The following is a 24,984-nucleotide window of genomic DNA, read 5'->3' on the forward strand; positions in this document are numbered from 1 at the left end:
CCGATAGGGGCATATTCGCCCCTGTTAACGAAATTCCAGACCGAGAGCGAATGTCCTTCAAGCCGGGTGCCCATCTTTCGCTGCCTTCGACCGAAACGCATCCGCTGGCGGGGCGGACGATCCTGCAGATCATTCCCGAGCTGGAAGCCGGCGGGGCAGAGCGCACAGCCGTCGATATCGCCAAGGGGCTGACCGATGCCGGCGCGCGCGCGCTGGTCGCGACCGAAGGCGGACGCCTCGTCGCCGAGTTGCAGGCCAAGGGCGGTGTCTGGCTGCCGTTTCCGGCGGCCTCGAAGAATCCGGTCGCGATGCTCTTCAACATCCGCAAGCTCGCCCGGCTCTGCAAGCAGGAGGGTGTCGAGCTGATCCATGCTCGCTCGCGTGCCCCGGCCTGGGTCGCGCTCGGCGCGGCACGCATCCTGAAGTTGCCCTTCGTCACTACCTATCATGGCTCCTATAACAGCCGCTCGGTGGTGAAGACGCTCTATAATTCGGTGATGGCGCGCGGCGACGTCGTGATCGCCAACTCCGTCTATACGGCGGGCCTGATCCAGGCGAAGCACCCTGTGGCGGGCGACCGTGTCAGGGTCGTCAATCGCGGCACCAATTTCTCGGCCTTCGCACCGGCTGCCGTCGGCGCGGAGCGGGTGCAGGCCCTGCGCAAGGCATGGGGCGTCGAGCCCCACCAGCGCATCGTGCTGCTACCTGGCCGCCTGACCAACTGGAAGGGCCAGCGCGTGCTGATCGAGGCCGCGCGCATCATGCGTGACGGCGGCGATGCCGACACGGCGTTCATCCTCGCCGGCGACGCGCAGGGCAGGGACGGCTACGTGAAGGAGCTCGACGCGCTGATCGCGAAGGCTGGGCTGGAGGGGCGCGTGAAACGTGTCGGCCACTGCACCGACATGCCGGCGGCGATGCTCTCGGCCGCTGTCGTCGCGGTGCCCTCGACCGATCCGGAAGCCTTCGGTCGCGTTGCGGTCGAAGCACAGGCGATGGGTACGCCCGTCGTGGTCTCGGACCTCGGCGCGGTGCCCGAGACGGTTCTGGCGCCGCCGCAGGTCACACCGGCGGAGCGCACCGGCTGGCGCGTGCCTCCGGGAGACGCTCCCGCTCTCGCGGCCAGCCTGAACGAGGTTTTGGCCCTGCGCCCCTCCGCCCGCGACGCGCTGGCGCGGCGGGCGCGGGTCCATGTCGAGCGGCATTTCTCGCTCGAAGCGATGGTCGCGGAAACCCTCGACGTCTATTGCGCGTTGCTGGGGCGCTGATCCGCAAGCAGGCGAATGCCTGCTGCAGCGGTGTCATGCATTGACATCGCCCATCTTTGTGCAATGTGTCTGCAACAACGGCGCGGAGGCGCCAAGTACAGGAGAATACCCCCATTCGTCGTCCCTACCGCGCTGCCCCGACCCCGACCAAAGAAGGTCCCCGCTCGAACCGCGACATTCGCGGAGTTCGCGAAGTCCAGCTCATCGACGATACCGGCGCCAACCGTGGCGTGGTCTCGTTCTTCGATGCGCTGAAGCTCGCCGAGGATGCCGGCCTCGACCTCGTCGAGATCGCCCCGAACTCCGTCCCGCCGGTCTGCAAGATCCTTGACTATGGTCGCTTCCGCTTTCTCGAGCAGAAGAAGGCCTCGGAGGCGCGCAAGAAGCAGCGCACCATCGAGATCAAGGAAATCAAGCTGCGCCCCGGCATCGACAAGCACGACTACGATGTGAAGATGAAGGCCATGCACGGCTTCTTCGAGGAAGGCGACAAGGTGAAGGTCACCCTGCGCTTCCGCGGCCGCGAAATGGCGCATCAGGACCTCGGCGTGAAGGTGCTCGAGCGGGTCAAGGTCGATACCGCCGAGATCGCCAAGGTCGAGAGCGACTGGCAGCTCGAAGGCCGCCAGATGGTCATGGTGCTCGCGCCGCGCTGAGGCGCGCGTCACCCGCGATCGCATGCAGATCGAGAAAAAGGGCGCCGTCGGCGCCCTTTTTCATTTTGTCTTGCTGAGCAAACCGTCCAGCATCGCGTCGAAAGCGTCGGTCGCAGCCTTGAGTGCCCCTTCCGGGTCGGGCGCATGCGCGATCCACTGCGCCGCATGCTGCGTCGCGCCGAAGATCAGACGCGCTACGGCCTCTGGATCGAGCGGCGCCAGCACCCCTTCGCCGACGAGCTCATCCAGCCCTCGGGTCATCATCCGGATGCAGTCGTTCTGGATCGGCCAGCTCCAGGGATCGCCGAGCACGGCGGGGCCGTCGCGCAACATGATGCGCTGGATTTCCGGTTCCAGCGCCATGGCGAGATAGGCGGCGCATTCGTCGCGGAAGCCGGTCCAGCGATCTTCGGCCCGGGCGGAGACGGCGCGCAATCGCACCGTCATCTCCGCGTCGATCTGGTCGATCACAGCCGCGAACAGGCCCTTCTTGTCACCGAAATGGTGATAGAGCGCGCCGCGCGTCAGCCCGGCCGCCGCGGTCATCTCGTCCATCGAGGCTGCCGCATAGCCCACGCCACCGAACGCCCCGCGAGCGGCGGCGATCAGGCTGGCGCGGGTCTCCGCGATCATGTCGGCACGAAGTCTGCGGGCCATCATATCCCCATCACATACGCCCCGTATGTTAATTGACATACGGGGCGTATGCAATTACGCATTCATTCACATACGCGGCGTATGTCCGCTTCCTTCGGTTCGAGTCATGCCTAACCCCTATCGCGAGATATTCCAGGCGCCGGGCGCCTTCGCCTTTTCCGGTGCGGGCTTCATCGCCCGCCTGCCGGCCTCGATGGTCGGGCTCGGCATCGTCACCATGCTGTCCGAGCGGCGCGGGGAATATGCGATCGCAGGCGCGGTGGCCGCGACCTTCGCGCTCGCCAGCGCCCTGATCACGCCGCAGGTCTCGCGCCTCGTCGATCGCTATGGCCAGCGCCGCGTCCTGATGCCGGCCGCGGCTGCAGGCGCGCTGGCGCTTGGCGGCCTGATGCTCTCGACCTGGGCGCGCGCGCCGAGCTGGCTGCTCTTCGTCTTCGCGCTGCTCGCGGGCCTGATGCCGAGCATCGGCGCCATGGTCCGGGCGCGCTGGACCGAGTTCTACCGCGACACCCCGCAATTGCGCACGGCCTTCGCCTTCGAATCGGTCGTCGACGAGGTCATCTTCATCGTAGGGCCGATCGTCGCGATCGGGCTCAGCGTCAGCCTGTTTCCCGAGGCCGGGCCGCTGGCCGCCCTGATCTTCCTCGTCGTCGGCGTGCCCTTGCTCTGCGCGCAGCGGCGGACCGAGCCGCCGGTGCGCACCCGTACCGCCGAGGCTGATACCTCAGTCATTCGCGTCGGTGGCGTCCAGGTCGTCGTGCTCGCAATGATCGCCGTCGGTGCGATCTTCGGCACGGCCGAGATCACCGCCGTCGCGTTTGCAGAAGTGCAGGGCCAGAAGGCTGCGGCGAGCTTCGTCCTCGCCATCTATGCGGCGGGTTCGCTGATCGTCGGTCTCGTCTTCGGGACGCTTCGGCTGAAAGCCTCGCTCGCCACGCAGTTCCTCGCGGCGATCGCGCTGGCCGCAGCGACGACCTTGCCGCTGCTCGCCGTGACCGGACTCGCATCGCTGGCGCTGGTCTTCTTCATGGCCGGGGCTGCGGTCTCGCCGACGATCATCATCGCCATGGGGCTGATCGAGCGTCTGGTGCCGCCGCGCCAGCTCACCGAGGGCATGACCTGGGGCATCACCGGCATCGGCATAGGCATGGCCGCCGGAGCTTCCGCCGCTGGCGTGCTGATCGACGCCTTCGGCGCCCATAGCGGGTTCTGGATCTCGGTCGGCGCGGGGGCTGCGGCGCTGCTCGTGGTGCTCGCGGGCTACAATCGGTTACTCGGCGCGCGAGCCGAAACCCTGGTCTGCGAAGCCGCGTGAAGAAAAAAGGCCGCTCCCCGCAAGGAGCGGCCCGATTTCAAACGCCGTCTCGGCTCAGCGGATCGGCGGGCCGTATTGCAGGCCGCCCTTGGTCCAGAGGTTGTTGACGCCGCGCGGCAGCGGATTGCTGGTCTTCGGGCCAAAATGACGCTCGAAGCTCTCGCCATAGTTGCCGACGGCCTTGATGATCCGCACGACCCAGTCATTGGTCAGGCCGAGGCCTTCGCCGAACTTGCCCTCGGCGCCGAGCATGCGGCGAACTTCGGGATTCTGCGAGGTCTTGGCGAGTTCCTCGACATTGGCCTGCGTCACGCCGAGCTCCTCGGCATTGATCGTGGCGATCACGGTCCAGCGGACGAGGTCGAACCAGGTCGGGTCGTTCTTGCGGACCCAGGGGCCGAGCGGCTCCTTGGAGATGACCTCCTGCAGCAGCATATGCTCTTCCGGGTCCTTCAGGCGGCCCCGCGTGCCGGCGAGCGCCGAAAGGTCGGTGGTGTAGGCGTCGCAGCGCCCGGCCTCATAGGCCTGTACCGTGTCCTCCAGCGTCGCGAAGGCGACGGTCTCGAACTTGATGCCGTTGGTGCGGCCGTAATCGGCGAGGTTGAGCTCGGTGGTGGTGCCCTGCGCCACGCAGACCGAGGCGCCGTTGAGGTCCTTGACGCTCTTCACGCCGAGCTTCTTGCGGACGATGAAGCCCTGGCCGTCATAATAGTTGATCGCGGTGAAGGTGACGCCCTGGCCGATATCGCGGCCGAGCGACCAGGTGGTCGTGCGCGCGAGCACGTCGATCTCGCCGGACTGCAGCGCGACCAGGCGGTTCTTGCTCGACAGCGAGAGATAGGTCGCCTTGTTCGGGTCGTTGAAGATCGCCGCGGCCAGCGCGCGGCAGACATCGGTGTCGAAGCCGACCCAGGTTCCGTTCTTGTCCTGCAGCGAGAAGCCGGGAACGCCCTCGCTGGTGCCGCAGATGATGTTGCCGCGGGCCTTGATCTTGTCGAGCGTCGATTGAGCAAGCGCCGGCGCCGAGGCGGCGGCCGTCAGGACGAGGCCTGCGGCAAGGGTGAGAAGCTTCTTCACGGGGTGTTCTCCAGGTGCGGTACGCGCCTGTTGACCATACGGCGTGACAAGCGTTTGAAGGAAGGGGATAAGCGGCTGCGGCTTTTCCGGGCAATCCCACGGCGGATTGCCGGCTTCGCACTTGCAATAGCGGCCGTTTTCTGCGATAGGGCCGGCCTTCGATCGCCCGGCTGATAAGGGCTGCCGTGGCGGTCGTGCTTTGCTTCCTGAAAGCAAGACATTGGCAACGCGCTCGAAAGACGCGGAGCCTCGACCATTGAGGAGCTGAAATGCCCAAGATCAAGACCAAATCGGCCGCTAAAAAGCGGTTCAAGATCACCGGTACCGGCAAGGTGCTCTACGCCCAGGCCGGCAAGCGTCACGGGATGATCAAGCGGACCAACAAGCAGATCCGCAATCACCGCGGCACCACGACCCTCTTCGAGGGCGATGCTGCCAACGTGAAGAAGTTCTTCCTCCCCAACGGCTGACGCCACCTGACATTCCGGAGATCATGACATGGCTCGCGTGAAACGGGGCGTTACCGCCCACGCCAAGCACAAGAAGACGTTCAAGGCCGCCAAGGGCTTCTATGGCCGCCGCAAGAATACGATCCGCGCCGCCAAGGCGGCCGTCGATCGCTCGATGCAGTACGCCTATCGCGACCGCAAGAACAAGAAGCGCTCGTTCCGCGCTCTCTGGATCCAGCGTCTCAACGCTGCGGTTCGCGAGCACGGCCTGACCTATTCGGTCTTCATCGGTGGCCTGATCAAGTCGGGCATCGAGCTGGACCGCAAGACCCTGTCGGCCATGGCCATCGACGATGCAGCCTCGTTCGCTGCGGTTGTCGAGACGGTCAAGGGCGTGCTGGGCGCCGAGGCCAAGGCTGCGTAACAACCGCTGCCTGAGCAGCCTTGCAGTGCTGAATTGGAAAAGGCCGGCGGTGACGCCGGCCTTTTTCTTTGGGCTCTACCGTCATGCTCGCCCTTGTGGCGAGCATCCACGTCTTGAACGCGACCTTCGACCAGCGAAGACGTGGATGGTCGGGACAAGCCCGACCATGACGATGCCACGCATGACTACGTCTGCACGCTGCCATTCTTCGGCGGGTTCCAGCCTTCGCCGGCGCCTTCGACGATCCGGTCATAGGCCTCTTCCGGCGAATCCGCGTAGGCGAACAGCTTGAGGTCATCCGGCCGGATGAAGCCTGCGGCGGCCATCTGGTCGAGGTTGAGCAGGCCCTTCCAGTAGGCAGAATCGTAGAGCACGATCGGCACCGGGCCCATCTTGCCGGTCTGGACCAGCGTCATGATCTCGAACAATTCGTCGAGCGTGCCGAAGCCGCCGGGGAAGACCACGAGCGCCGCGGCGCGCATCGCCAGATGCATTTTCCGCATCGCAAAATAGTGGAACAGGAAGGTCAGGTCCGGCGTCGACCAGGCGTTCGGCTCCTGCTCGTGCGGCAGGGTGATGTTGAAGCCGATCGAGATCGCGCCGGCTTCGGTCGCGCCGCGATTGGCGGCTTCCATGATGCCCGGCCCGCCGCCGGTGGCGATGACGTGATAGCGGCCGGCCTCGCCGTCGCGCAGCGCGCCGCCGCGTTCGGAGGCGATGCGACCGAAAGCGCGGGCGGCCTCGTACCAGGGATTGCCCTCGCGCACCCGCGCCGAGCCGAAGACGACGACGGTCGAAACCACGCCGCGTGCCCTCAAGTTGTCCTCGGCCTTCTGGTATTCCAGCATGAAGCGGACGCCGCGGGTCGAATCGCCGAGGATGAAATCGGGGTCGAGCGCGGCGAGCCGATAGGACGGCGATTCCTTCTGGCGGGTATTGTCGGGCAAGGCATTCTCCTCTCTCGTCGCTTCGCTCTGGCATAACCCGGCCGTTCCCGCTAGAACGCGCCCGTTCCCACGCCTTCAGATGCTTGCGACCTGTTCATGACCGATATCGCCACCCTGGAACGCGACGTCCTCGCCGCGATCGATTCCGCCGCCGATGAAGCTGCCGTCGAGGATGTGCGCATCGGCGCCCTCGGCAAGTCCGGCTCGATCTCGGCGCTGCTCAAGACCTTGGGTGGCATGACGCCGGACGAGCGCAAGGAGAAGGGCCCGCAGATCAACGGCCTGCGCGACCGCGTGCAGGGCGCGATCGCGGCTCGCAAGGAGGCGCTGGGCGAGGCGGCTCTCGAAGCCCGGCTCGCCTCCGAGCGCGTCGACGTGTCGCTGCCGGTGCAGGACGGCCCGGAGGCGCGCGGCCGCATCCATCCGATCAGCCAGGTCATCGACGAGATCACCGCGATCTTCGGCGATATGGGCTTCGCGATTGCCGAAGGGCCGGATGTCGAGACCGACGATCTCAACTTCACCAAGCTGAACTTCCCGGTCGGCCACCCCGCCCGCGAGATGCACGACACCTTCTTCTTCGCGCCGGACGAGAATGGCGAGCGCAAGCTCCTGCGCACCCACACCTCGCCGGTCCAGGTGCGCACCATGCTGGCGCAGCAGCCGCCGATCCGCGTGATCTGCCCAGGCCGGACCTATCGCAACGATTCCGACCAGACTCATACCCCGATGTTCCATCAGGTCGAGGGGCTCGTCATCGACAAGTCCGCCAATCTCGGCCACCTCAAGTGGATCCTCGAAGAGTTCTGCAAGTCGTTCTTCGAGATCGACGACGTGAAGATGCGCTTCCGCCCGTCCTTCTTCCCCTTCACCGAGCCCTCGATGGAGGTCGACATCCAGTGCTCGCGCAAGGGCGGCGAAATCCGCTTCGGCGAGGGCGACGATTGGCTGGAGATCCTCGGCTGCGGCATGGTCCACCCGAACGTGCTGCGCAATTGCGGGCTCGACCCGGAAGTCTATCAGGGCTTCGCCTGGGGCATGGGCATCGACCGCATCGCCATGCTGAAATACGGCATGCCGGACCTGCGCCCGTTCTTCGAGGCGGATGTGCGCTGGCTCGCGCATTACGGCTTCCGCCCGCTCGACCTGCCGACGCTGACGGGCGGCCTCTCCTCATGACGGCATCGACCGGGCAGGGGAGAGCGCGATGACGCCTGCGGGCTGGGCGGCGACGATCGCCGTGCTGCTGGTCGTGATGAACCTGGCGAGCCAGGCCATCGCGCTCTGGCGGCTGCGCCGGCCCTTGCAGCGCTCGGCTCTGCTCGACACCTTGCCGCCGGTCACCATCGTCCGCCCGGTGCGCGGCATCGAGGCTTTCAGCCGCGAGACGGCGGTTTCGGGGCTGGAGCTGGACTATCCCCGCTACAGCACGATCTTCTGCGTCGCCGACGCGCATGATCCGATCATCCCGCTGATCGAGGAGTTGATCGGCATCTACGGCACCGAGAAGGTCCGCCTGATTGTCGGCGACGTGCCGGTCAGCGCCAATCCCAAGCTCAACAACTGCGTGCGCGGCTGGGAGGCTGCTTCGACCGACTGGGTCATCCTCGCCGATTCCAACGTGCTGATGCCCAGGGACTATATCCAGCGCATGCTGGCCGCCTGGCAGCCCACGACTGGCCTCGTCTGCTCGACGCCGGCCGGCTCTCGGCCGCTATGCTTCGGCGCCGAGGTCGAATGTGCCTTCCTCAACGCTTTCCAGGCGCGCTGGCAATATGTCGGCGAGGCGCTGGGCCTCGGCTTCGCGCAGGGCAAGTCGATGCTCTGGAACAAGCCCTTCCTCGACGCGAACGGCGGCATTGCTGCGCTCGGTGCCGAGATCGCCGAGGATGCGGCCTCGACCAAGCTGGTGCGCAATACCGGCCGGCAGGTCCATCTCGTAGGCCAGCCCTTCGAGCAGCCGCTTGGCCGGCGCCGACTGAGGGACGTCGTGCAGCGCCAGTTCCGCTGGGCGCGGCTGCGGCGCGTGACCTTCCTGCCCTTCTTCGCACTGGAAATCCTCTCCACACCGTTCCTTGCGGCCGTTCTGGCCGCATTCGGCGCGTCGGCTCTCGGCCTGTCGGCCTGGCTCGCACCGCTCCTCGTGCTGCTGGTGTGGTATGCCGGCGATACCGTGCTGTCCGCGAGCGTCGGCTGGTTCCTGAGCTGGCGTTCGCCTTTCGCGATGCTGGCGCGCGACATCGCCTTCCCCGGCATCTGGGCCTATGCCTTCGTCGGCGGCGAGGTGAGCTGGCGCGGCAACGCCATGAAGATCCGCACAGACGGCGCCAACAAGCTCAACGATGCGGCCCCGACCTTGTCGGCGGCCAGCACCAAAATTTCCGACTGATCCGAAGATACTGACCCGATAGCCCGATGAAATTCACGATCTCCTGGCTCAAAGAGCACCTCGACACCGACGCCTCCGTTGCGGAGATCGCCGAAACCCTGACCCGCGTCGGCCTGGAGGTCGAGGCGATCGAGGATCGCGCCGCCGCGCTCTCGGCCTTCACCATCGCCTATGTCATCGAGGCGAAGCAGCATCCGAACGCGGATCGCTTGCGTGTCTGCATGGTCGATACCGGCGCGGGCGAGCCCGTGCAGGTCGTCTGCGGCGCGCCGAACGCCCGCACCGGCATGAAGGGCGTGTTCTCACCGCCGGGCAGCTACATCCCCGGCAAGAAGGTCACGCTCGGCAAGGGCGTGATCCGCGGCGTCGAATCGAACGGCATGCTGGTCTCGGAAGCCGAGCTTGAATTGTCCGACGATCACGACGGCATCATCGAACTGCCGGCCGATGCGCCCGTCGGTCAGCCTTATGCTCCCTATGCCGGGCTCGACGACGCCGTGATCGAGATCGCGGTGACGCCGAACCGGGCCGATGCGCTCGGTGTCGCCGGCATCGCCCGCGATCTCGCCGCCGCTGGCCTCGGCAAGCTGAAGAGCTCAGCCGTCCAGCCGATCCCCGGCTCCTTCCCGTGTCCGGTCAAGGTGAAGCTGGACTTCACCGAGGGCGACAAGAAACTCTGCCCGGCCTTCGCGTTGCGCCTCGTGCGTGGCGTCAAGAACGGTCCGTCGCCGGACTGGCTGCAGGCCCGCCTGCGCGCCGTGGGCCTGCGCCCAATCAACGCCCTGGTCGACATCACCAATTTCATGACGCTCGACCGCAACCGGCCGCTGCACGTCTTCGACGCCGCCAAGGTGAAGGGCAATGTCACCGTCCGTCGCGCCAGGGCCGGCGAGACGATCCTCGCCCTCGACGGCAAGACCTACACGCTGACCGATGAGCAGGTCGTGATCGCGGACGAGCATGGCGTCGAGTCGCTCGCCGGCATCATGGGCGGCGAGGCCTCGGGCTCAAGCGAGACGACCACCGACGTGCTGATCGAAAGCGCGCTCTGGGACCCGCTGAACGTCGCTCGCTCGGGCCGCGCGCTCGGCATCAATTCCGATGCGCGCTATCGCTTCGAGCGCGGCGTCGATCCCGATTTCGCGCGCCCCGGCCTCGATCTCGCCACCGCGCTGGTGATCGAACTCTGCGGCGGCGAAGCCTCCGAGATGGAATTCGTCGGCGAACTGCCCGCCAGCCCCGCCGCGATCGACTTCCCCTGGTCCGAGGTCAAGCGCCTGACCGGGCTCGAGCTGCCGCAGGCCGAGATGCAGGCGGCTCTCGTCTCGCTCGGCTTCGAGGTCTCGGGGGATGGCGACCGCGTCACGGTCGCTCCGCCGTCCTGGCGCGCCGATGTCGGCGGCAAGGCTGATCTCGTCGAGGAGATCGTCCGTATAGCCAGTCTCGATCGTGTCGCCTCGACGCCGCTGCCGCGCATCAAGGGCGAGGTCGTCAAGCCGGTCCTCACCGTACTGCAGAAGCGGACCCGCATTGCCAAGCGCACGCTCGCGGCGCGCGGCCTCGTCGAGGCCGTGACCTGGTCCTTCATCTCGCACGATCAGGCCAAGCTCTTCGGCGGCGGCTCGCCCAAGCTCGCGCTCGCCAACCCGATCGCGGCCGATCTCTCGGACATGCGGCCGTCGCTGCTGCCGGGGCTGATCCGCGCCGCGCAGAGCAATGCCGATCGCGGCTTCCCGGATGTCGCGCTGTTCGAGGTCGGCCAGGTCTTCAAGAGCGACGAGCCGGAAGGCCAGCTCATCGCCGCGACCGGCCTCCGCCGCGGCACCGCCCGCCTCGACGGCACCGGCCGCCACTGGGATGGCGGCGCGAAGAATGTCGACCTCTTCGACGCCAAGGCCGACGTGCTCGGCCTGCTCTCAGGGCTCGGCATCCCGACCGGCGGTCTCCAGATCGTCGCGGGCGGCCCGGCCTGGGCCCATCCCGGGCGCTCGGCCACGCTCCAGTTCGGCCCCAAGGGCGTGATCGGCGCCTTCGGCGAGGTCCACCCGAAGATCCTCAAGGCGCTCGACGTGAAGGGCCCGCTGGTCGCCTTCGAGATTCATCTCGACGCGCTGCCGCTGCCCAAGGCCAAGCCGACCAAGGTCAAGCCGAAGCTGGCCCTTTCCGACTTCCAGCCGGTGACGCGCGACTTCGCCTTCATCGTCGACAAGGCGGTGGCGGCCGGCGACATGGTCAAGACGGCGCAGGGTACGGACCGCGCGCTGATCGCCAATGTCGGCGTCTTCGATCTCTACGAGGGCGCGGGCGTCGAGGCCGGCAAGAAGTCGGTGGCTCTGGCGGTCACGCTCCAGCCGACCGAGAAGACGTTGACCGAGGCCGAGATCGAGGCCGTCGGCAGCAAGATCGTCGCCGAGATCGGCAAGCGCTACGGTGCGACGCTGCGCGGCTGATACCGTTCGTCGTCAGGGTCGGGCTCGTCCCGACCATACCCGCCCTCTCTTGGCGAAGGCGGTGTTCAAGACGTGGAGGCTCGCCACAAAGGCGAGCATGACGGCTTGGCCCTGCCCAGTGCGGTGCCGTCGCCGCCCCGCACCATTGATCGAGATTATGTAATAATCCGTGCGCGAAATCCCTGAGCTTTCGGGGTAAGCGCTGACGTATTCTTGCATCGCTGCGGTCCTATGATCCTCACCGAACGTCCCGTCACGGACAATCTGTTCCCTGGCTTTCGCCTGCTCGACGTCCAGACATCGGGCACACGGATTCGCGTCCGCGTGGGCGGGGAGGGGCCGCCGCTGCTGCTGCTCCACGGCTATCCGCAGACGCATGTGATGTGGCGCCGGGTCGCGCCCCGGCTAGCGCAGCGTTTCACCCTGATCTGCCCGGACCTGCGTGGCTACGGCGATTCCGAAAAGCCGCCGAGCGATGCCGAACATGCGCCGTACTCCAAGCGCGCGATGGCGCGGGACATGGCCGAGGTGATGACCGCACTCGGGCATGAGCACTTCCTCGTCGGCTCGCATGATCGCGGCGCCCGCGTGGCACACAGGCTGGCGCTCGACCATGGCGAGCGCGTCCTGAAGCTCGCCACCCTCGACATCGCGCCGACGCGCGAGATGTATCGCGACACGACCGACGCCTTCGCCCGTGGATACTGGCACTGGTTCTTCCTGATCCAGCCGGCACCGATGCCGGAGCGCATGATCGAGAGCGATCCGGAGTTCTACTGGACGAGCCGGCGCGCCTCGGACATGCGCCTGTTCGAGCCGGAGGCACTTGCCGAATATCTGCGCTGCTTCCGCGATCCCGCAATGATCCATGCGAGCTGCGAGGATTATCGCGCCGCCGCGACGATCGACATCGCCCATGACGATGCCGATGGCAGCCGGAAGCTCGCCATGCCGCTGCTGGCCCTTTGGGGCGAGCGCGGCATCATCGGCAAATGCTTCGACCCTCTGGCCTTGTGGCGCGAGCGTGCGCAGGATGTGCGCGGCCGCGCCCTGCCGGGCGGCCACTACCTCGCGGAAGAGGTCCCCGATCTCGTTGCCGCGGAATTCGAAGCCTTTTTCGGAGAAGCCGCATGAGCGGGACAACCACCAGCGGGACCAACCGCGTCTATCGGATCGCCGTCATTCCGGGTGACGGTATCGGCAAGGAAGTCATGCCCGAGGGCCTGCGCGTGCTCGCGGCGGCCTCGAAGAAATACGGCTTCGAGCTGCGCCTCGACGAGTTCGATTTTTCCTCCTGCGACTACTACGCCAAGCACGGCAAGATGCTGCCTGACGATTGGAAGGAGACCATCGGCGGCCATGACGCGATCTATTTCGGCGCCGTCGGCATGCCCCAGCAGGTACCGGACCATATCTCGCTCTGGGGCTCGCTGCTGCTGTTCCGGCGCGAGTTCGACCAATACGTCAACCTGCGCCCGGTGCGCCTGATGCCGGGCGTGCCCGGTCCGCTCGCCAACCGCAAGCCCGGCGATATCGACTTCTTCGTCGTGCGCGAGAACACCGAGGGCGAATATTCCTCGGTCGGCGGGCGCATGTATGCCGGCACCGAGCGCGAGATCGTCATCCAGGAGACGGTGATGAGCCGCGTCGGCGTCGACCGCGTGCTGAAATACGCTTTCGAGCTGGCTCAGCGCCGCCCACGCAAGAAGCTGACCTCGGCCACCAAGTCGAACGGCATCTCGATCACCATGCCCTACTGGGACGAGCGGGTGAAGGAGATGGCGAAGAACTATCCGGGCGTCACGGTCGACCAGTACCATATCGATATCCTGACCGCGCATTTCGTGCTGAATCCGGATCGTTTCGACGTGGTCGTCGCCTCCAACCTTTTCGGTGACATCCTCTCCGATCTAGGCCCGGCCTGCACCGGCACGATCGGCATCGCACCCTCCGGCAACATCAACCCGACCGGCGATCATCCTTCGTTGTTCGAGCCGGTCCATGGCTCGGCGCCGGATATCGCGGGCCAGGGCATCGCCAATCCCGTCGGCATGATCTGGTCGGGGGCGATGATGCTCGACCATCTCGGCGAGCACGAGGCCGCCAAGGGCATTGAGGCCGCGATCGAGCGCGCTCTGGGCGATGCTCGCACCCGCACCCGCGATCTCGGCGGCACGCTCGGCACGGAAGCCGCCGGCAAGGCGGTCGAACAGTCGCTTTGAGCAGGAATTTGACTGCAAGGATTTGAAGAAATGGATTTGTCGTCGGTCTCCTTCGTCGACCCGCTTGTCTGGGGCAAGCTGGCCGAGATCATCCTGCTCAACATCGTGTTGTCCGGCGACAATGCCGTCGTCATCGCGCTGGCTTGCCGCGCGCTGGCGCCGGCGCAGCGGACCAAGGGCATCGCACTCGGCGCCGGTGTTGCGGTCGTGCTGCGCGTGGTCTTCACGGTGCTGATCGCCTCGCTGCTCAACACGCCCTTCCTGCGCATCATCGGCGCCGGTCTGCTGATCTGGATCGCAGTCAAGCTGATCGTCGAGGACGAGGGGCAGGACGAGGATTCGATTACGGCCAGCAGCAAGCTCTGGAAAGCGGTGCAGACGGTCGCGATTGCCGACATCGTCATGAGCCTCGACAACGTGCTCGCCATCGCCGCGGTCGCCAAGGATTCGATTCCCTTGCTGGTCGCCGGCCTGATCATCTCGATCCCGCTGATCGTGCTCGGCGCCTCGCTGATCACCAACCTGCTGACGCGCTTCCCCATCCTGGTCTGGGCCGGTGCGGCGCTGCTCGGCTGGGTCGCCGGCGAGATGTTCGAGAGCGATCCCTGGCTGATCGCCCGCTTCGGCGAGGAGCTGCTGCATAAGCTCGAGTATCCGGCTGCCATCCTGGGCGCCCTGCTCGTGGTCGGTCTCGGCTACTTCATCAAGGCGCGCCGGCCCGATCCGGCGCACTGACCACCCGACCAAAGGGCAAGAACAACGATGGATTTTTCCTCCTCCACCTTCTGGATCTCGCTGCTGCAGATCATCTGGATCGACCTGCTGCTGTCGGGCGACAACGCGATCGTCATCGCGCTCGCCTGCCGGTCGCTGCCGGAGAACCGCAAGAAGATCGGCATCTGGCTGGGCGCCAGCGCCGCGGTCGGCCTGCGCATCATCTTCGCGCTGGTCGTGACCTATCTGCTCGGCGTGCCCTATCTGAAGGTGATCGGCGGCGTCCTGCTGTTCTGGATCGCGATCAAGCTCGCCGTCGGCGAGGAGGAGGCCCATGGCAATATCGAGGCCAGCGACAGCCTCTGGAAGGCGGTCAGGACCATTGCCATCGCCGACGCGGTGATGAGCCTCGACAACGTCATCGCCATCGCCGCCGCCTCGCGTGGCCATGCCGAACTCTTCATCTTCGGCCTGCTGCTCTCGATCCCGCTGATCATCATGGGCGCTCAGCTCCTGACCTCGATCATCGAGCGCTTCCCGATCTTGGTCTGGCTCGGCGCCGCGCTGCTCGGCTGGATCGCGGCCGAGATGATCCTCGGCGATATCGCGGTGCTGCGCTGGCTGCAGGCGAACTGGTCGACCTGGGTGGTGCCGGTTCCGACCGATGTCAGCCCGCTCGGCATCGGCCCGGCCAATGTACCGCACTACACGGCGGCGGTGATCGGCGCGGCCTTTGTCTGTATCGTCGGCTACGTCCTGAAAAAGAAGCCGGCCGGTCAGCCGGGCTGAGCCTCAGGCTTCACGCAAGAATGATCGCTGCGGCGGCCAGGACATCCTGGCCGCCGTTTTTCATGAGGCGCAGATCGCCCCGTGCTTCCGTGCCGTGCAGCGGGTCGAGGACACCGAACCGCGTCTCCGATAGCAGCGTCACGCAGAAGCTCTCGGGCGGCCGGGTGAAGCCGGTGCCGAGCGCCTTCACATAGGCTTCCTTGGCGGCCCAGAGGCGGGCGAAGGCGAACGGGCGTGCAGGAGATGCCGTTGCCTCCAGGAAGCGGCGCTCGTCCGGATGCAGCAGGTCGAGCGGGGGCGCTCCCTCCATATCGACGCGTTCCACGTCCACGCCCAACGGATGCCGCGCCAGGCCGACCGCGACGATACCGGCCCGCGTTGCCAGCGACAGATGGAGCTGCTCAGGCCGGGCGAGGAACGGCTGGCCGGCGGGATCATGGTCGATGACGATCTCGTTCCGATGGCAGCCGAGTTGCTGCGCCAGAACTCGCCGCGCGGTGTCGCGCCGTAGCGCAGAGCGCTCCGTCAGGTTGCGCGGATCGGCATCCGTCCGGACCAGCCAGATCGCGGGCAGGGCAGGGGCAAGGGCATCGGCGTCGTCAGACCAGTGCATGGGCGATCTCTAGCGCTCCTGCCCATGCCTGTCGCGCCCTGCGCGGAGTTCATGCAGCCGCGCCGTTCCTGCGCGTTGACCTTCGCGCGGGCTTTCCGCTTCTGGATGACGATGTCAGACGATCCGAACACGCCGCCGGCCGTCCCGGAAGCGCCGATCACCGCCGCCGGGATGATGCTCGGCCTGCGCAAGGTCTCCGTGCTGATGCCCGGTATCGTCGTCTTCGCCGTCGCCTTCGGGGCCGCTGCGGCGGCGAAGGGGCTCACCCTGTTTCAGGCCCTTCTAATGAGTGGCTTCGTCTATGCCGGCGTTGCGCAGCTCGTCTCGTTGGAGCTGTGGCGTCCCGAATGGACCTGGGGCGCCATCGCCGGCATCGCCGTGGTCACCGCGACCGTCAATGCGCGCATGGTTTTGCAGGGCGCCTCGCTGCAGCCCTGGTTCGCGAAATATCCGAAGACGCTCAACGCCTTCCACCTCTTCTTCTTCACCGATGCCAATTGGCTGATCGGCACGCGCTACCGGGCCGAGGGCGGGCGCGATCTCGGCATGCTGGTCGGGGCCGGACTTGCTCTCTGGCTGGTCTGGGTCATCGCGACCGGCGGCGGCTACATGCTGGGCGCTCTGGTGAGCGACCCGCGCCGCTACGGCATCGACCTCGTCATGCCGATCTTCTTCGCCGCGATGATCGTGCCGCTCTGGCGCGGCAAGCGTGGCATGGTGCCCTGGGTTGTCGCCGGCCTCGTCGCGCTGGTCACCGCCCGGCTGATCGACGGCTATGCCTTCATCATCGTCGGCTCGCTCGCCGGCGCGGTCACGGGAGCGTTCCGCGATGACGCTGCCTGATCTCGGTACCTGGGGCCCGCTGATCGCGATTACCGCCATGGCGGCCGCGACCTATCTCTGCCGCATCTCCGGTGTCGCGCTGATGAGCGTCATCCCGCTGACGCCGCATGTCCGGCGTGGGCTCGCCGCCCTGCCGGGCTCGATCGTCGTGGCGACGGTCCTGCCCCTGATCGAGCGACTGGGCTGGGCTGCGGCGCTCGCGCTGCTGGCGGCGGTCGGCACGATGATCCTCCGGCGCAGCGAGCTCCTGGCGCTGCTCGTCGGCATGATCGCGATTTCCGGCCTGCGCGCACTCGGCTTCTAGGGAGACTGCCGGACAAGCTCCGATCCATCACGCGGGCCGATTGCTTCCATCACATCACGTCATCCCGATATGCATCGCCGCATGTTGACGGCGGAGGGCAGGGGGAGGACGGTGCGGGCACAGTAAATCCGCCTACAATGGAGCGCCGTCATGGCATGGTATTCTCAGACGTGGACCTGGTTCGATGGGGCCTGGCATGAGGGCAACCCCGGCATCGTCGGTCCGCGCAGCCATGTGCTCTGGCAGGCCTCCTCGGTCTTTGACGGCGGCCGCTATTTCGATGGCGTCGCGCCGGACATCGATCTGCACGCCGCCCGCGTCAACCGCTCGGCGACGGCGCTCGGCCTGAATCCGACTGTCGAGTCGGACTTCATCGTTGGGAAGATGTTCGAGGGCGTCAAGAAATTCGCGCCCGGCACCGCGATCTACGTCAAGCCGATGTATTGGGGCGAGGCCGACGGCCCGTCGACCATCATGCCCGACCCGGAATCGACCCAGTTCGCGCTCTGCCTGTTCGAGGCGGCGATGCCGCAGCCGACGGCCGGCTTCTCCGTGACCAAGGGCGCCTTCCGCCGCCCGAGCTACGAGACCGCCCCGACGGACGCCAAGGCCGGCTGCCTCTACCCGAACAATGCCCGCGTGCTGAAGGTGGCGAAGGCCGCCGGTTTCGACAACGCGCTGGTGCTCGACATGCAGGGCAATGTCGCGGAAACCGCAACCTCGAACATCTTCCTCGCCAAGGACGGCGTCGTGAAGACCCCGGTTCCGAACGGCACCTTCCTGAACGGCATCACCCGCCAGCGCGTTATCAAGTTGATGCGCGAGAGCGGCGTGCCGGTCGAGGAGTGCAGCCTGCGCTACGAGGATTTCGAGCAGGCCGACGAGATCTTCATGTCCGGCAACTACTCCAAGTGCATGCCGGTGACCCGCATCGACAGCCGCACGCTCCAGCCCGGCCCGCTCTTCCGCCGCGCCCGCGAGCTCTACATGGACTACGCCCACAGCAAGCCGAAGGCCGCCTGAGCCTGAAGGCCTGATCCATGGCGCGCCTCGCCACGCGATTGACCGAGCGTCTCGGCATCGCCCATCCGATCCTGTCGGCGCCGATGGCGCTGGCAGGCGGCGGGGCGCTGGCCGCGGCGGTCACCCGCGCTGGCGGCCTCGGCCTCATCGGCGGCGGCTATGGCGATGCCACCTGGATCGCGCAGCAATTCACCGCAGCCGGCAATACGCAGGTCGGCTGCGGCTTCATCACCTGGTCGATGGCTAGGAAGCCTGAGCTTCTGACGCAAGCGCTGGCGCACAAGCCCGCCGCGCTGATGCTCTCCTTCGGCGATCCGCGTCCCTTTGCGCACGAGATCGCAACGGCCGGCGTGCCGTTGATATGCCAGTGCCAGTCGCTCGCTCATGTCCGGCAGGCCATCGAGGCGGGTGCCGCGATCATCGTCGCGCAAGGCTCCGAAGCCGGCGGACACGGCGCCAGCCGCGCGACGCTGCCATTCGTGCCCGAGGCGGCTGACCTGATCACCCGTGAAAGCCCCGATACACTTCTGGTCGCGGCCGGCGGTATCGCCGATGGCCGGGGGCTCGCAGCGGCGCTGATGCTTGGCGCCGATGGCGTGCTGGTTGGCACGCGCTTCTGGGCGAGCCGCGAGGCGCTGGTGCATGAGCGCCACCACGCTGCCGCCGTTGCCGCGACCGGCGACGAGACCGTCCGCTCCTCGCTGCCCGACATCGCCCGCCAGCTCGATTGGCCGAAGCCCTTCGATATCCGCGTCTCCGACAACGCCTTCATCGCAACATGGGCCGGCCGCGACGCCGCGCTCAAGGAGGCCATCGCCGTCGAGGGGCCTGCCTATCGCGAGGCCTTCATGGCCGGTGATCCGGACAAGGCCGCCGTCATTTTCGGCGAGGCTGCCGGCTTGATCTCCGATATTCCCAGCGCCGGCGAGATCGTCGAGCGCATGGTGGCGGAGGCCGCTGCGTTGCTCGGCGGCGCGAAACGCTTTCTCGCCTGATCAGCGCAGCAGCCTGAGTAGGCCCGTCACCTTCAGCAGCCCGCCGGCCAGCACGGCATAGACGACCGCTGCGAGGGTCGAGACCAGCAGCACGGTCATCAAGAGCGGCTCGAAGGGCGAGGCAGCGGTCAGCTTCAGCGCAAGCGGCTTGCCCCACCAGGCCAGCACGCCGCAGACCGCCGCAGCGCCGCAGACGATGGCCACGAAGCCCGGCAGGCGCCGATCCGGCTCCGTCCAGCCGCGCCGCTTGGCCAGCACGAACAGCGTCAGCAGGTTGATCCAGGCGCCGGCCGCGGTCGCGAGCGCGAGCCCCGGCGCGCCCCAGTCGCGCCAGAGCAGGAGCTTCAGCGCGAGATTGCAGGCGATGGCGGCGAGCGCGACCAGCATCGGCGTCGTCGTATCGCCGCGCGCCTGGAAGGCCGAGACCTGCGCGCGGATCATCACGATCGCCGGCAGGCCCAGCGCATAGGCGAAGAGCACGGCACCGGCCGCGGCGCTCGCCTGCGCATCGAAGGCCCCGCGCTGGAACAACCCCGCGACCATCAGTTCCGGCACCGCCACGAACGCGGCGACGAAGGGTGCGCTGGCAAAGAGGGAGATCGCGATGGCACGGTTCTGCGCCCGGTTGGCTGCGCCCTCGTCACCCCGCGCGATGGCCCGGCTCATCGCCGAGAGCGCGACGGTGCCGACTGCGATTGCGATCAGCCCGAGCGGCAACTGGTAGAGCCGCTCGGCATAGTAGAGCGCCGCGTAGCCGCCGCGCGGAAGCAGCGAGGCGATGATCGTGTCGGCGAAGATCGCGATCTGCACGCCGGCCGAGCCGATCACGGCCGGGCCGAACATCTTGAGGAAGCGCCGGACACCGGCATCCGCCCGCGGGCGCACGATCTTGCTCGATACGCCCGCCCGCCTGGCCGCGACATAGAGCACGATCCATTGCGCGACGCCCGAGATCGCGACGCCCCAGGCGGCGGCGTGCGCCGCGCTCGGAAACAGGAAGGCCACGGCGAGCGCCGCGACGATGAAGACGTTGAGCAGGATCGGCGCGGCGGCGAACGCGGCATAGCGCTCGACGGCGTTGAGCGTCGCACCGAGGAAGGTGACCATGGTCACGAACAGCAGGTATGGAAAGGTGATCCGAGTCAGCGCGACCGCGAGTTCGAAGACCGCCGGATCCTTCGCGAAGCCTGGGGCCAGCAGCCTCACCAGCCAGGGCATGAGCGGCAGGGCCAGCGCCAGTAGGACAACCTGCACGATCAACTGAACCGTGAAGAGCCGGTCGGCGAAGAGATTGGCCGCCTCCTGCCCGTCCTTCTCGGCGATCTGGGCATAGGTCGGCACATAGGCCTGGTTGACGGCGCCCTCGCCGAAGATCGCGCGGAAATGGTTGGGCAGGCGCAGCGCGACCGAGAAGGCGTCCATCGTCGCGCCCGCGCCCAGCACGGCCGCGAGCGCGATGTCGCGCACGAAGCCGGTGACGCGCGAGATCAGCGTATAGCCGCCGACCGACAGGATGTTCTTGAGCATGGAGCGGGACTAGCGGATCAGCGGCGGCAGCGCGTCGCCGCGTGGATGGTCGACGGTACGGGCATCGAAGCCGACGCGCTCGCCGATCAGGTAGAGCGGCCGGCGCTTCACTTCGGCGAAGATCCGCCCGACATATTCCCCGATCATGCCGAGCGAGACGAGCTGGATGCCGGAAAAGAACATGATCGAGACGATCAGCGACGGGAAGCCCGGCAGGTCGGTGCCGAACAGCAGCGTCCGCAGCATGAAGTAGAGCGCCGAGAAGGTCGCGATCACCGCGATGATCGCCCCCGACCAGGTCGCGATTTTCAACGGCACGGTGGAGAAGGAGGAGAGCCCGTCGAAGGCGAAGGAGAACAGCTTGCCGTATCTGAATTTCGACTGCCCGTGCTCGCGCTCGGCGACATGGAACGGCACGCCGGCCGAGCGGAACCCGACCCAGGCATAGAGTCCTTTCGAGAAGCGCGCACGTTCGGGCAGCGCCCGCAGCGCATCGACGGCCTTGCGGTCGAGCAGGCGGAAATCGCCGGCGCCTTCCGGCAGCGGCGTTTCACCGAAATAGCCGAAGATGCGGTAGAACAGCTTGGCGAAGCCGCGCTTCATCCGCGTCTCGCCGGCGCGGTCGGTGCGCTGGCCGTAGACGTTGAGATAGCCCTCGTGCCATTTGGCGAGGAAGGCGGGAATGGTTTCCGGCGGGTGCTGGAGATCGGCATCCATGATGACGACGGCATCGCCCAGCGCATGGTCCAGCCCCGCTGCAATCGCGACCTCCTTGCCGAAATTGCGGCTGAGCGAGACGGCGTTGATTCGCGGGTCGGCCGCGTTGAGATCGCGGATCACGGTCAGCGTGCCGTCCCGGCTGCCGTCGTCGACGAAGACGACTTCCCAAGAGGCGACTTCGCCGTCGAGCACGCCACGCAGGCGTTCGACGAGCAGTGGCAGATTGGCGGCTTCGTTATGCACCGGCACGACGATGGAGAGCTCGGGCCAGCGGGAGGCCCGAGGCGCACGTTGAACCGGCTGGGACCCGATATCCGACACGAACGACCTTTCATCTGCGGATGCGCTCGCCGCGTCGGCGATGCGCGACGCACAGAACCGTAAAGCTCGCCGGTCGACAAGTCCGGTGCGGCAAAACGGCCTGCCCAATGCGCTGTCATACAATGGAAAGGCGCATGAATCCCGAGCGGCGCGACGTCCGGGATGTCCCGCGCGTTCCCATCGGGAGGGCATCGCGCTATAGCGCAAGCCCGATCAACGAGGAATAACACGCGCGATGGCGAAGGGATTCATCCTGTGCGCCGATGATTTCGCCATGACGGAGGGCGTTAGCCGCGCGATTCTCGATCTTCTCGGGCGCGGCAAGCTGACTGCGACGGGCGCGATGACCAATCGCCCGCATTGGCGCAGGCTCGCGCCGGAGCTTGCCGCCTTCGCAGGCCAGGCCGATCTCGGCCTGCATCTCAACCTGACCTGCGCGGCTCCGATCTCGGTGATGCCGCGGCTCGCTCCGGGCGGTGCGTTGCCGGGCTTGAAGGATGTCGCGCGTGCCGCCGTGCTCTCGCCGGCCGCGCGTGTGGAGATCGCAGTGGAGATCGCGCGCCAGCTCGATGCTTTCGAACAGGCTCTCGGCCGGCCGCCGGATTTCGTCGATGGGCACCAGCATGTGCATGTCCTGCCTGGCGTTCGGCGTGCGCTGCTGGATACGCTGCCCCGGCGCTATCCGGCTGGAACGCTCTATGTCCGTGACCCGGCGGATCGGTTCGCTGCCATACGTGCGCGTGGTATCGCTGTGGGCAAGGCGCTGGTCATCGCAGGCCTTGCCACCGGTTTCCGCGCCGCTGCGCTGAAGCGGGGCTTGCGGGTCAACCGCGGCTTTTCCGGTGTGGCGCCCTTCGACCCCGCGCGGGACTTTGCCGCGGATCTCGCCAGCTTCCTGATCGAGCCCGGCCCGTGCCACCTCGTGATGTGTCATCCGGGCTTCATCGACGACGAACTGGCCAGTCTCGATCCGGTCGTCGCGGCGCGACCTGTGGAGCATGCGGCGATTGCCGCCTTCATGCCACCGCCGGGCCTGCCGCTCCGTCGTTTCAGAGCCTTGGAAGGCTGATCGCAGCGGGCGCGCTGCAAGCGATTTGTTTACCGGGATCGGCCATTCTGGCGATCAGTTGGGGGCGCCGCTCTTCACAGCAGCATGCGCCGGTTTCGGAGATGATCGGCTCGATGAAGGTGTTCAGGCGCGCAGCCGGCGCGAAAGAGGCGGCGCAGCCGGGCGGGCAGGGCCTGGGCTCCCTCAGCCGGCAGATCGCAGCGGCGGCCGTCGCGATCGTCGCAGTCGCCATCCTTTTCGTGGTGATGGCGATCGCCCGCTACAATGACAGCCGCACGCGCGCCGATCTCGACCAGAAGGTCACGGCACTGACCCTGATGGTGGTCAATGCCGCACCGTCGCTGATCCTGTCGCGCGACAACAGCACGCTCGGCTATATCCTCGCCTCGCTGCAGCGCGACCCGGATTTCGATGCCGGTATGGTTGGGGATGATGTCGCGGGGCTTGCTTCCGCCGGGCGCACGGTCGAGGCGCGGCTGTCGCTGACGCCACGCTGGTTGACCAAGGTGATCGGCGAGGAGCCCTGGAAGGCGGTGCAGCAGCGCACCGAGATCGACGTCGAGGACGACGTCTATCTGACCAAGATCCATGCCGTCCGCGTCGGCACCCAGAATTCTCAGATCGGCTATGTCGCGCTGCGTTTCGACAAGACGCGTCTGGTGGCCCGCGCCGCCTGGGAGCAATTCGTGACCATCGGGCTCGGCCTGCTCATCCTGCTGGTGCTCGGCCCGCTACTATGGCTCTCGCTGTCGCGGGCGATGCGACCGCTGCGCAGCATGACCAAGGCGATCGTCAGCATTTCCGACGGCAATCTCTCGACGCAGATCGATGCGATCGGGCGGCGCGACGAGATCGGCGCGATCGCGCGCGCGCTCAGCGTCCTCAAGATCCGCCTCGCCGAGCGGGCGACGCTGGAAGAGAAACAGAGCGCGGCCGAGGTCGAGCGGCGCTCGCGCCAGCAGGGCGTCGACCACGCGATCACCTCGTTCCGCACCGAGGTCGGCCTCGCGCTCGAGGCGTTCAAGAGCAATGCCGAGCGCATGCGCGAGGCTTCCGATGGCCTCGCTCGCGTCGCGGCCGAATCTTCCGAGCGCGCCGCGCGCGCAGCCGACAACGCTCATGGCGCTTCCGGCAACGTCGAGAATGCCGCGCAGGCGGCCGAGGAGATGGGCGCTGCCATCCGCGAGGTCGAATTCCAGGTCCGCCGCGTTCGTACGGAGATCGTCGAGGCGGCCTCCGTCTCGCGCGATACCGCTGGCTCCGTGCAGGCGCTTGACGAGACCGCTCGCGCCATCGGCGAGGTCGTCAACCTGATCCGCGACATCGCCGCCCAGACCAACCTGCTCGCGCTCAATGCCACGATCGAGGCGGCGCGCGCCGGCGAGGCGGGCCGCGGCTTCGCCGTGGTCGCCTCCGAGGTCAAGTCACTGGCGGCGCAGACCGCGGACGCGACGGACCGGATCGTGGCGCAGGTCGCTGCGATCCAGGGCGCGACCGGCCAGGTCGTCAGCGCGATCCAGAATATTGCCGAGCGCATGAACGCCATCGAGAAATTCGCGAATTCGGTCGCGACCTCGATCGAGCAGCAGGCCATCGCGACCGGCGAGATCGCCAGCGGCGTCGCCATGGCCAGCACCTCCGCTCTCTCCGTGTCGAGCGATCTCAGCGTGCTCGCCGACAGCGTCGAGGAAACCGGGCGCTCGGCCGAGCAGGTGCGCGGCGCGGCCGGCGAAGTCGCCGATCAGGCCCAGCGCCTGGATTCGACGGTCGACCAGTTCCTGCGCAACGTTGCCGCCTGAGCGCCCAGAGCGCGGGTCATCCCGTGCGCGCTGCGGCATGCAATGCCGCTGCGCAGACACGGGACCGCATGACGAGAGGGCGCCCTTTCCGGGTAACGGTCCCGCATCTGCGCAGCGGCACTTCGCGCCGCAGCGCGTGCGGGAAGACAGCACCACAAATAAAAACGGGGCCGCAAGGCCCCGTTTTCGTATCCGGCAATCCACCGATTACTTGGCGGCGTCGAAGCGCTCGGCCACGTAGTCCCAGTTCACCAGGCTCTCCAGGAAGGCCTTGAGATAGTCCGGGCGGCGATTGCGGTAGTCGATGTAGTAGGAGTGCTCCCAGACGTCGACGCCGAGGATCGGCGTGCCGCCATGAACGAGCGGGCTCTCGCCGTTCGGGGTCTTGCTGACGGCGAGCTTGCCGCCCTTGA

At 67.0% G+C, this 24,984-nt stretch carries 25 protein-coding genes; 18 read left to right on the forward strand and 7 right to left on the reverse strand.

Going from position 1 to position 24,984, the window contains the following annotated elements:
* The first annotated feature begins 50 nt into the window (after window positions 1-50).
* Complete coding sequence (locus Q0Q36_RS14710) at window positions 51-1,268, forward strand: glycosyltransferase family 4 protein (protein ID WP_293798944.1); 1,218 nt, start codon at window positions 51-53, stop codon at window positions 1,266-1,268.
* A gap of 113 nt (window positions 1,269-1,381) precedes the next feature.
* A complete protein-coding gene (gene infC / locus Q0Q36_RS14715; protein WP_047575650.1) occupies window positions 1,382-1,924 on the forward strand; it encodes a translation initiation factor IF-3 in 543 nt (180 codons plus the stop codon).
* Between the two features lie 60 nt (window positions 1,925-1,984).
* Here the strand turns inward: infC and Q0Q36_RS14720 are convergent, their stop codons facing one another.
* The gene (locus Q0Q36_RS14720; protein WP_293798971.1) at window positions 1,985-2,581 is read right to left on the reverse strand and encodes a TetR/AcrR family transcriptional regulator; all 597 of its coding nucleotides are present in this window, start codon (window positions 2,579-2,581) and stop codon (window positions 1,985-1,987) included.
* A gap of 106 nt (window positions 2,582-2,687) precedes the next feature.
* Here Q0Q36_RS14720 and Q0Q36_RS14725 point away from each other — a divergent pair, with 106 nt between their 5' ends.
* Entirely contained in the window at window positions 2,688-3,896 is a 1,209-nt protein-coding gene (locus tag Q0Q36_RS14725) for an MFS transporter (protein ID WP_293798945.1), read from the forward strand.
* A 54-nt stretch (window positions 3,897-3,950) separates the two neighbouring features.
* Here Q0Q36_RS14725 and Q0Q36_RS14730 read toward each other — a convergent pair whose 3' ends face one another.
* Window positions 3,951-4,973 (reverse strand): amino acid ABC transporter substrate-binding protein, encoded by a 1,023-nt coding sequence (locus Q0Q36_RS14730; protein ID WP_293798946.1) that lies wholly within the window; start codon window positions 4,971-4,973, stop codon window positions 3,951-3,953.
* A 269-nt stretch (window positions 4,974-5,242) separates the two neighbouring features.
* Here Q0Q36_RS14730 and rpmI point away from each other — a divergent pair, with 269 nt between their 5' ends.
* Together rpmI and rplT are read left to right on the forward strand one after the other, a co-directional pair.
* A complete protein-coding gene (rpmI, locus tag Q0Q36_RS14735) occupies window positions 5,243-5,443 on the forward strand; it encodes a 50S ribosomal protein L35 (RefSeq protein ID WP_047575639.1) in 201 nt (66 codons plus the stop codon).
* Window positions 5,444-5,471: 28 nt separating this feature from the next.
* Window positions 5,472-5,846, forward strand: coding sequence for a 50S ribosomal protein L20 (gene rplT / locus Q0Q36_RS14740; RefSeq protein WP_047575636.1), 375 nt, complete (start codon window positions 5,472-5,474; stop codon window positions 5,844-5,846).
* Between the two features lie 185 nt (window positions 5,847-6,031).
* Here the strand turns inward: rplT and Q0Q36_RS14745 are convergent, their stop codons facing one another.
* Entirely contained in the window at window positions 6,032-6,793 is a 762-nt protein-coding gene (locus Q0Q36_RS14745; protein WP_293798949.1) for a TIGR00730 family Rossman fold protein, read from the reverse strand.
* A 96-nt stretch (window positions 6,794-6,889) separates the two neighbouring features.
* Here Q0Q36_RS14745 and pheS point away from each other — a divergent pair, with 96 nt between their 5' ends.
* The 7 genes from pheS (at window position 6,890) to Q0Q36_RS14780 (ending at window position 15,357) form a co-directional block, all read left to right on the forward strand.
* On the forward strand, window positions 6,890-7,972 hold the full coding sequence (gene pheS / locus Q0Q36_RS14750; RefSeq protein ID WP_293798950.1) for a phenylalanine--tRNA ligase subunit alpha: 1,083 nt from the start codon (window positions 6,890-6,892) through the stop codon (window positions 7,970-7,972).
* A 28-nt stretch (window positions 7,973-8,000) separates the two neighbouring features.
* Window positions 8,001-9,182, forward strand: a complete 1,182-nt coding sequence (locus Q0Q36_RS14755; RefSeq protein ID WP_293798951.1) for a ceramide glucosyltransferase — start codon at window positions 8,001-8,003, stop codon at window positions 9,180-9,182.
* 26 nt (window positions 9,183-9,208) lie between these two features.
* Entirely contained in the window at window positions 9,209-11,632 is a 2,424-nt protein-coding gene (gene pheT / locus Q0Q36_RS14760) for a phenylalanine--tRNA ligase subunit beta (protein ID WP_293798952.1), read from the forward strand.
* Between the two features lie 231 nt (window positions 11,633-11,863).
* Complete coding sequence (locus tag Q0Q36_RS14765) at window positions 11,864-12,766, forward strand: alpha/beta hydrolase (RefSeq protein ID WP_293798954.1); 903 nt, start codon at window positions 11,864-11,866, stop codon at window positions 12,764-12,766.
* Window positions 12,763-13,854: a tartrate dehydrogenase gene (locus tag Q0Q36_RS14770; protein WP_293798955.1), complete on the forward strand. Its 1,092-nt coding sequence runs from the start codon at window positions 12,763-12,765 to the stop codon at window positions 13,852-13,854. The genes Q0Q36_RS14765 and Q0Q36_RS14770 overlap by 4 nt, the downstream gene beginning before the upstream one ends.
* 30 nt (window positions 13,855-13,884) lie before the next feature.
* Complete coding sequence (locus Q0Q36_RS14775) at window positions 13,885-14,589, forward strand: TerC family protein (RefSeq protein ID WP_293798956.1); 705 nt, start codon at window positions 13,885-13,887, stop codon at window positions 14,587-14,589.
* Window positions 14,590-14,616: 27 nt separating this feature from the next.
* A complete protein-coding gene (locus Q0Q36_RS14780) occupies window positions 14,617-15,357 on the forward strand; it encodes a TerC family protein (protein WP_293798957.1) in 741 nt (246 codons plus the stop codon).
* Window positions 15,358-15,367: 10 nt separating this feature from the next.
* Here Q0Q36_RS14780 and Q0Q36_RS14785 read toward each other — a convergent pair whose 3' ends face one another.
* The gene (locus Q0Q36_RS14785) at window positions 15,368-15,970 is read right to left on the reverse strand and encodes a 4'-phosphopantetheinyl transferase superfamily protein (RefSeq protein ID WP_293798958.1); all 603 of its coding nucleotides are present in this window, start codon (window positions 15,968-15,970) and stop codon (window positions 15,368-15,370) included.
* 51 nt (window positions 15,971-16,021) lie between these two features.
* Between Q0Q36_RS14785 and Q0Q36_RS14790 the strand changes: the two genes are divergently transcribed.
* From Q0Q36_RS14790 to Q0Q36_RS14805, 4 genes are all read left to right on the forward strand, one after another.
* Complete coding sequence (locus Q0Q36_RS14790) at window positions 16,022-16,813, forward strand: AzlC family ABC transporter permease (protein WP_293798959.1); 792 nt, start codon at window positions 16,022-16,024, stop codon at window positions 16,811-16,813.
* Window positions 16,800-17,117: an AzlD family protein gene (locus Q0Q36_RS14795; RefSeq protein ID WP_293798960.1), complete on the forward strand. Its 318-nt coding sequence runs from the start codon at window positions 16,800-16,802 to the stop codon at window positions 17,115-17,117. The genes Q0Q36_RS14790 and Q0Q36_RS14795 overlap by 14 nt, the downstream gene beginning before the upstream one ends.
* A gap of 150 nt (window positions 17,118-17,267) precedes the next feature.
* The gene (locus Q0Q36_RS14800; protein WP_293798961.1) at window positions 17,268-18,140 is read left to right on the forward strand and encodes a branched-chain amino acid aminotransferase; all 873 of its coding nucleotides are present in this window, start codon (window positions 17,268-17,270) and stop codon (window positions 18,138-18,140) included.
* Between the two features lie 17 nt (window positions 18,141-18,157).
* Entirely contained in the window at window positions 18,158-19,135 is a 978-nt protein-coding gene (locus tag Q0Q36_RS14805) for a nitronate monooxygenase (protein WP_293798962.1), read from the forward strand.
* Here Q0Q36_RS14805 and murJ read toward each other — a convergent pair whose 3' ends face one another.
* Window positions 19,136-20,662: a murein biosynthesis integral membrane protein MurJ gene (gene murJ, locus Q0Q36_RS14810; protein ID WP_293798963.1), complete on the reverse strand. Its 1,527-nt coding sequence runs from the start codon at window positions 20,660-20,662 to the stop codon at window positions 19,136-19,138.
* Window positions 20,663-20,671: 9 nt separating this feature from the next.
* Window positions 20,672-21,703, reverse strand: coding sequence for a glycosyltransferase family 2 protein (locus tag Q0Q36_RS14815; RefSeq protein ID WP_293798964.1), 1,032 nt, complete (start codon window positions 21,701-21,703; stop codon window positions 20,672-20,674).
* A gap of 235 nt (window positions 21,704-21,938) precedes the next feature.
* Between Q0Q36_RS14815 and Q0Q36_RS14820 the strand changes: the two genes are divergently transcribed.
* A complete protein-coding gene (locus Q0Q36_RS14820) occupies window positions 21,939-22,772 on the forward strand; it encodes a ChbG/HpnK family deacetylase (protein ID WP_293798965.1) in 834 nt (277 codons plus the stop codon).
* Between the two features lie 113 nt (window positions 22,773-22,885).
* Window positions 22,886-24,571, forward strand: coding sequence for a methyl-accepting chemotaxis protein (locus Q0Q36_RS14825; RefSeq protein ID WP_293798966.1), 1,686 nt, complete (start codon window positions 22,886-22,888; stop codon window positions 24,569-24,571).
* Between the two features lie 207 nt (window positions 24,572-24,778).
* Here Q0Q36_RS14825 and Q0Q36_RS14830 read toward each other — a convergent pair.
* The coding region (locus tag Q0Q36_RS14830; protein WP_293798967.1) for a Fe-Mn family superoxide dismutase at window positions 24,779-24,984 on the reverse strand (206 nt) is incomplete at its 5' end.

The sequence above is a fragment of the uncultured Allobosea sp. genome, from assembly GCF_945957345.1.
GTDB lineage: Bacteria > Pseudomonadota > Alphaproteobacteria > Rhizobiales > Beijerinckiaceae > Allobosea.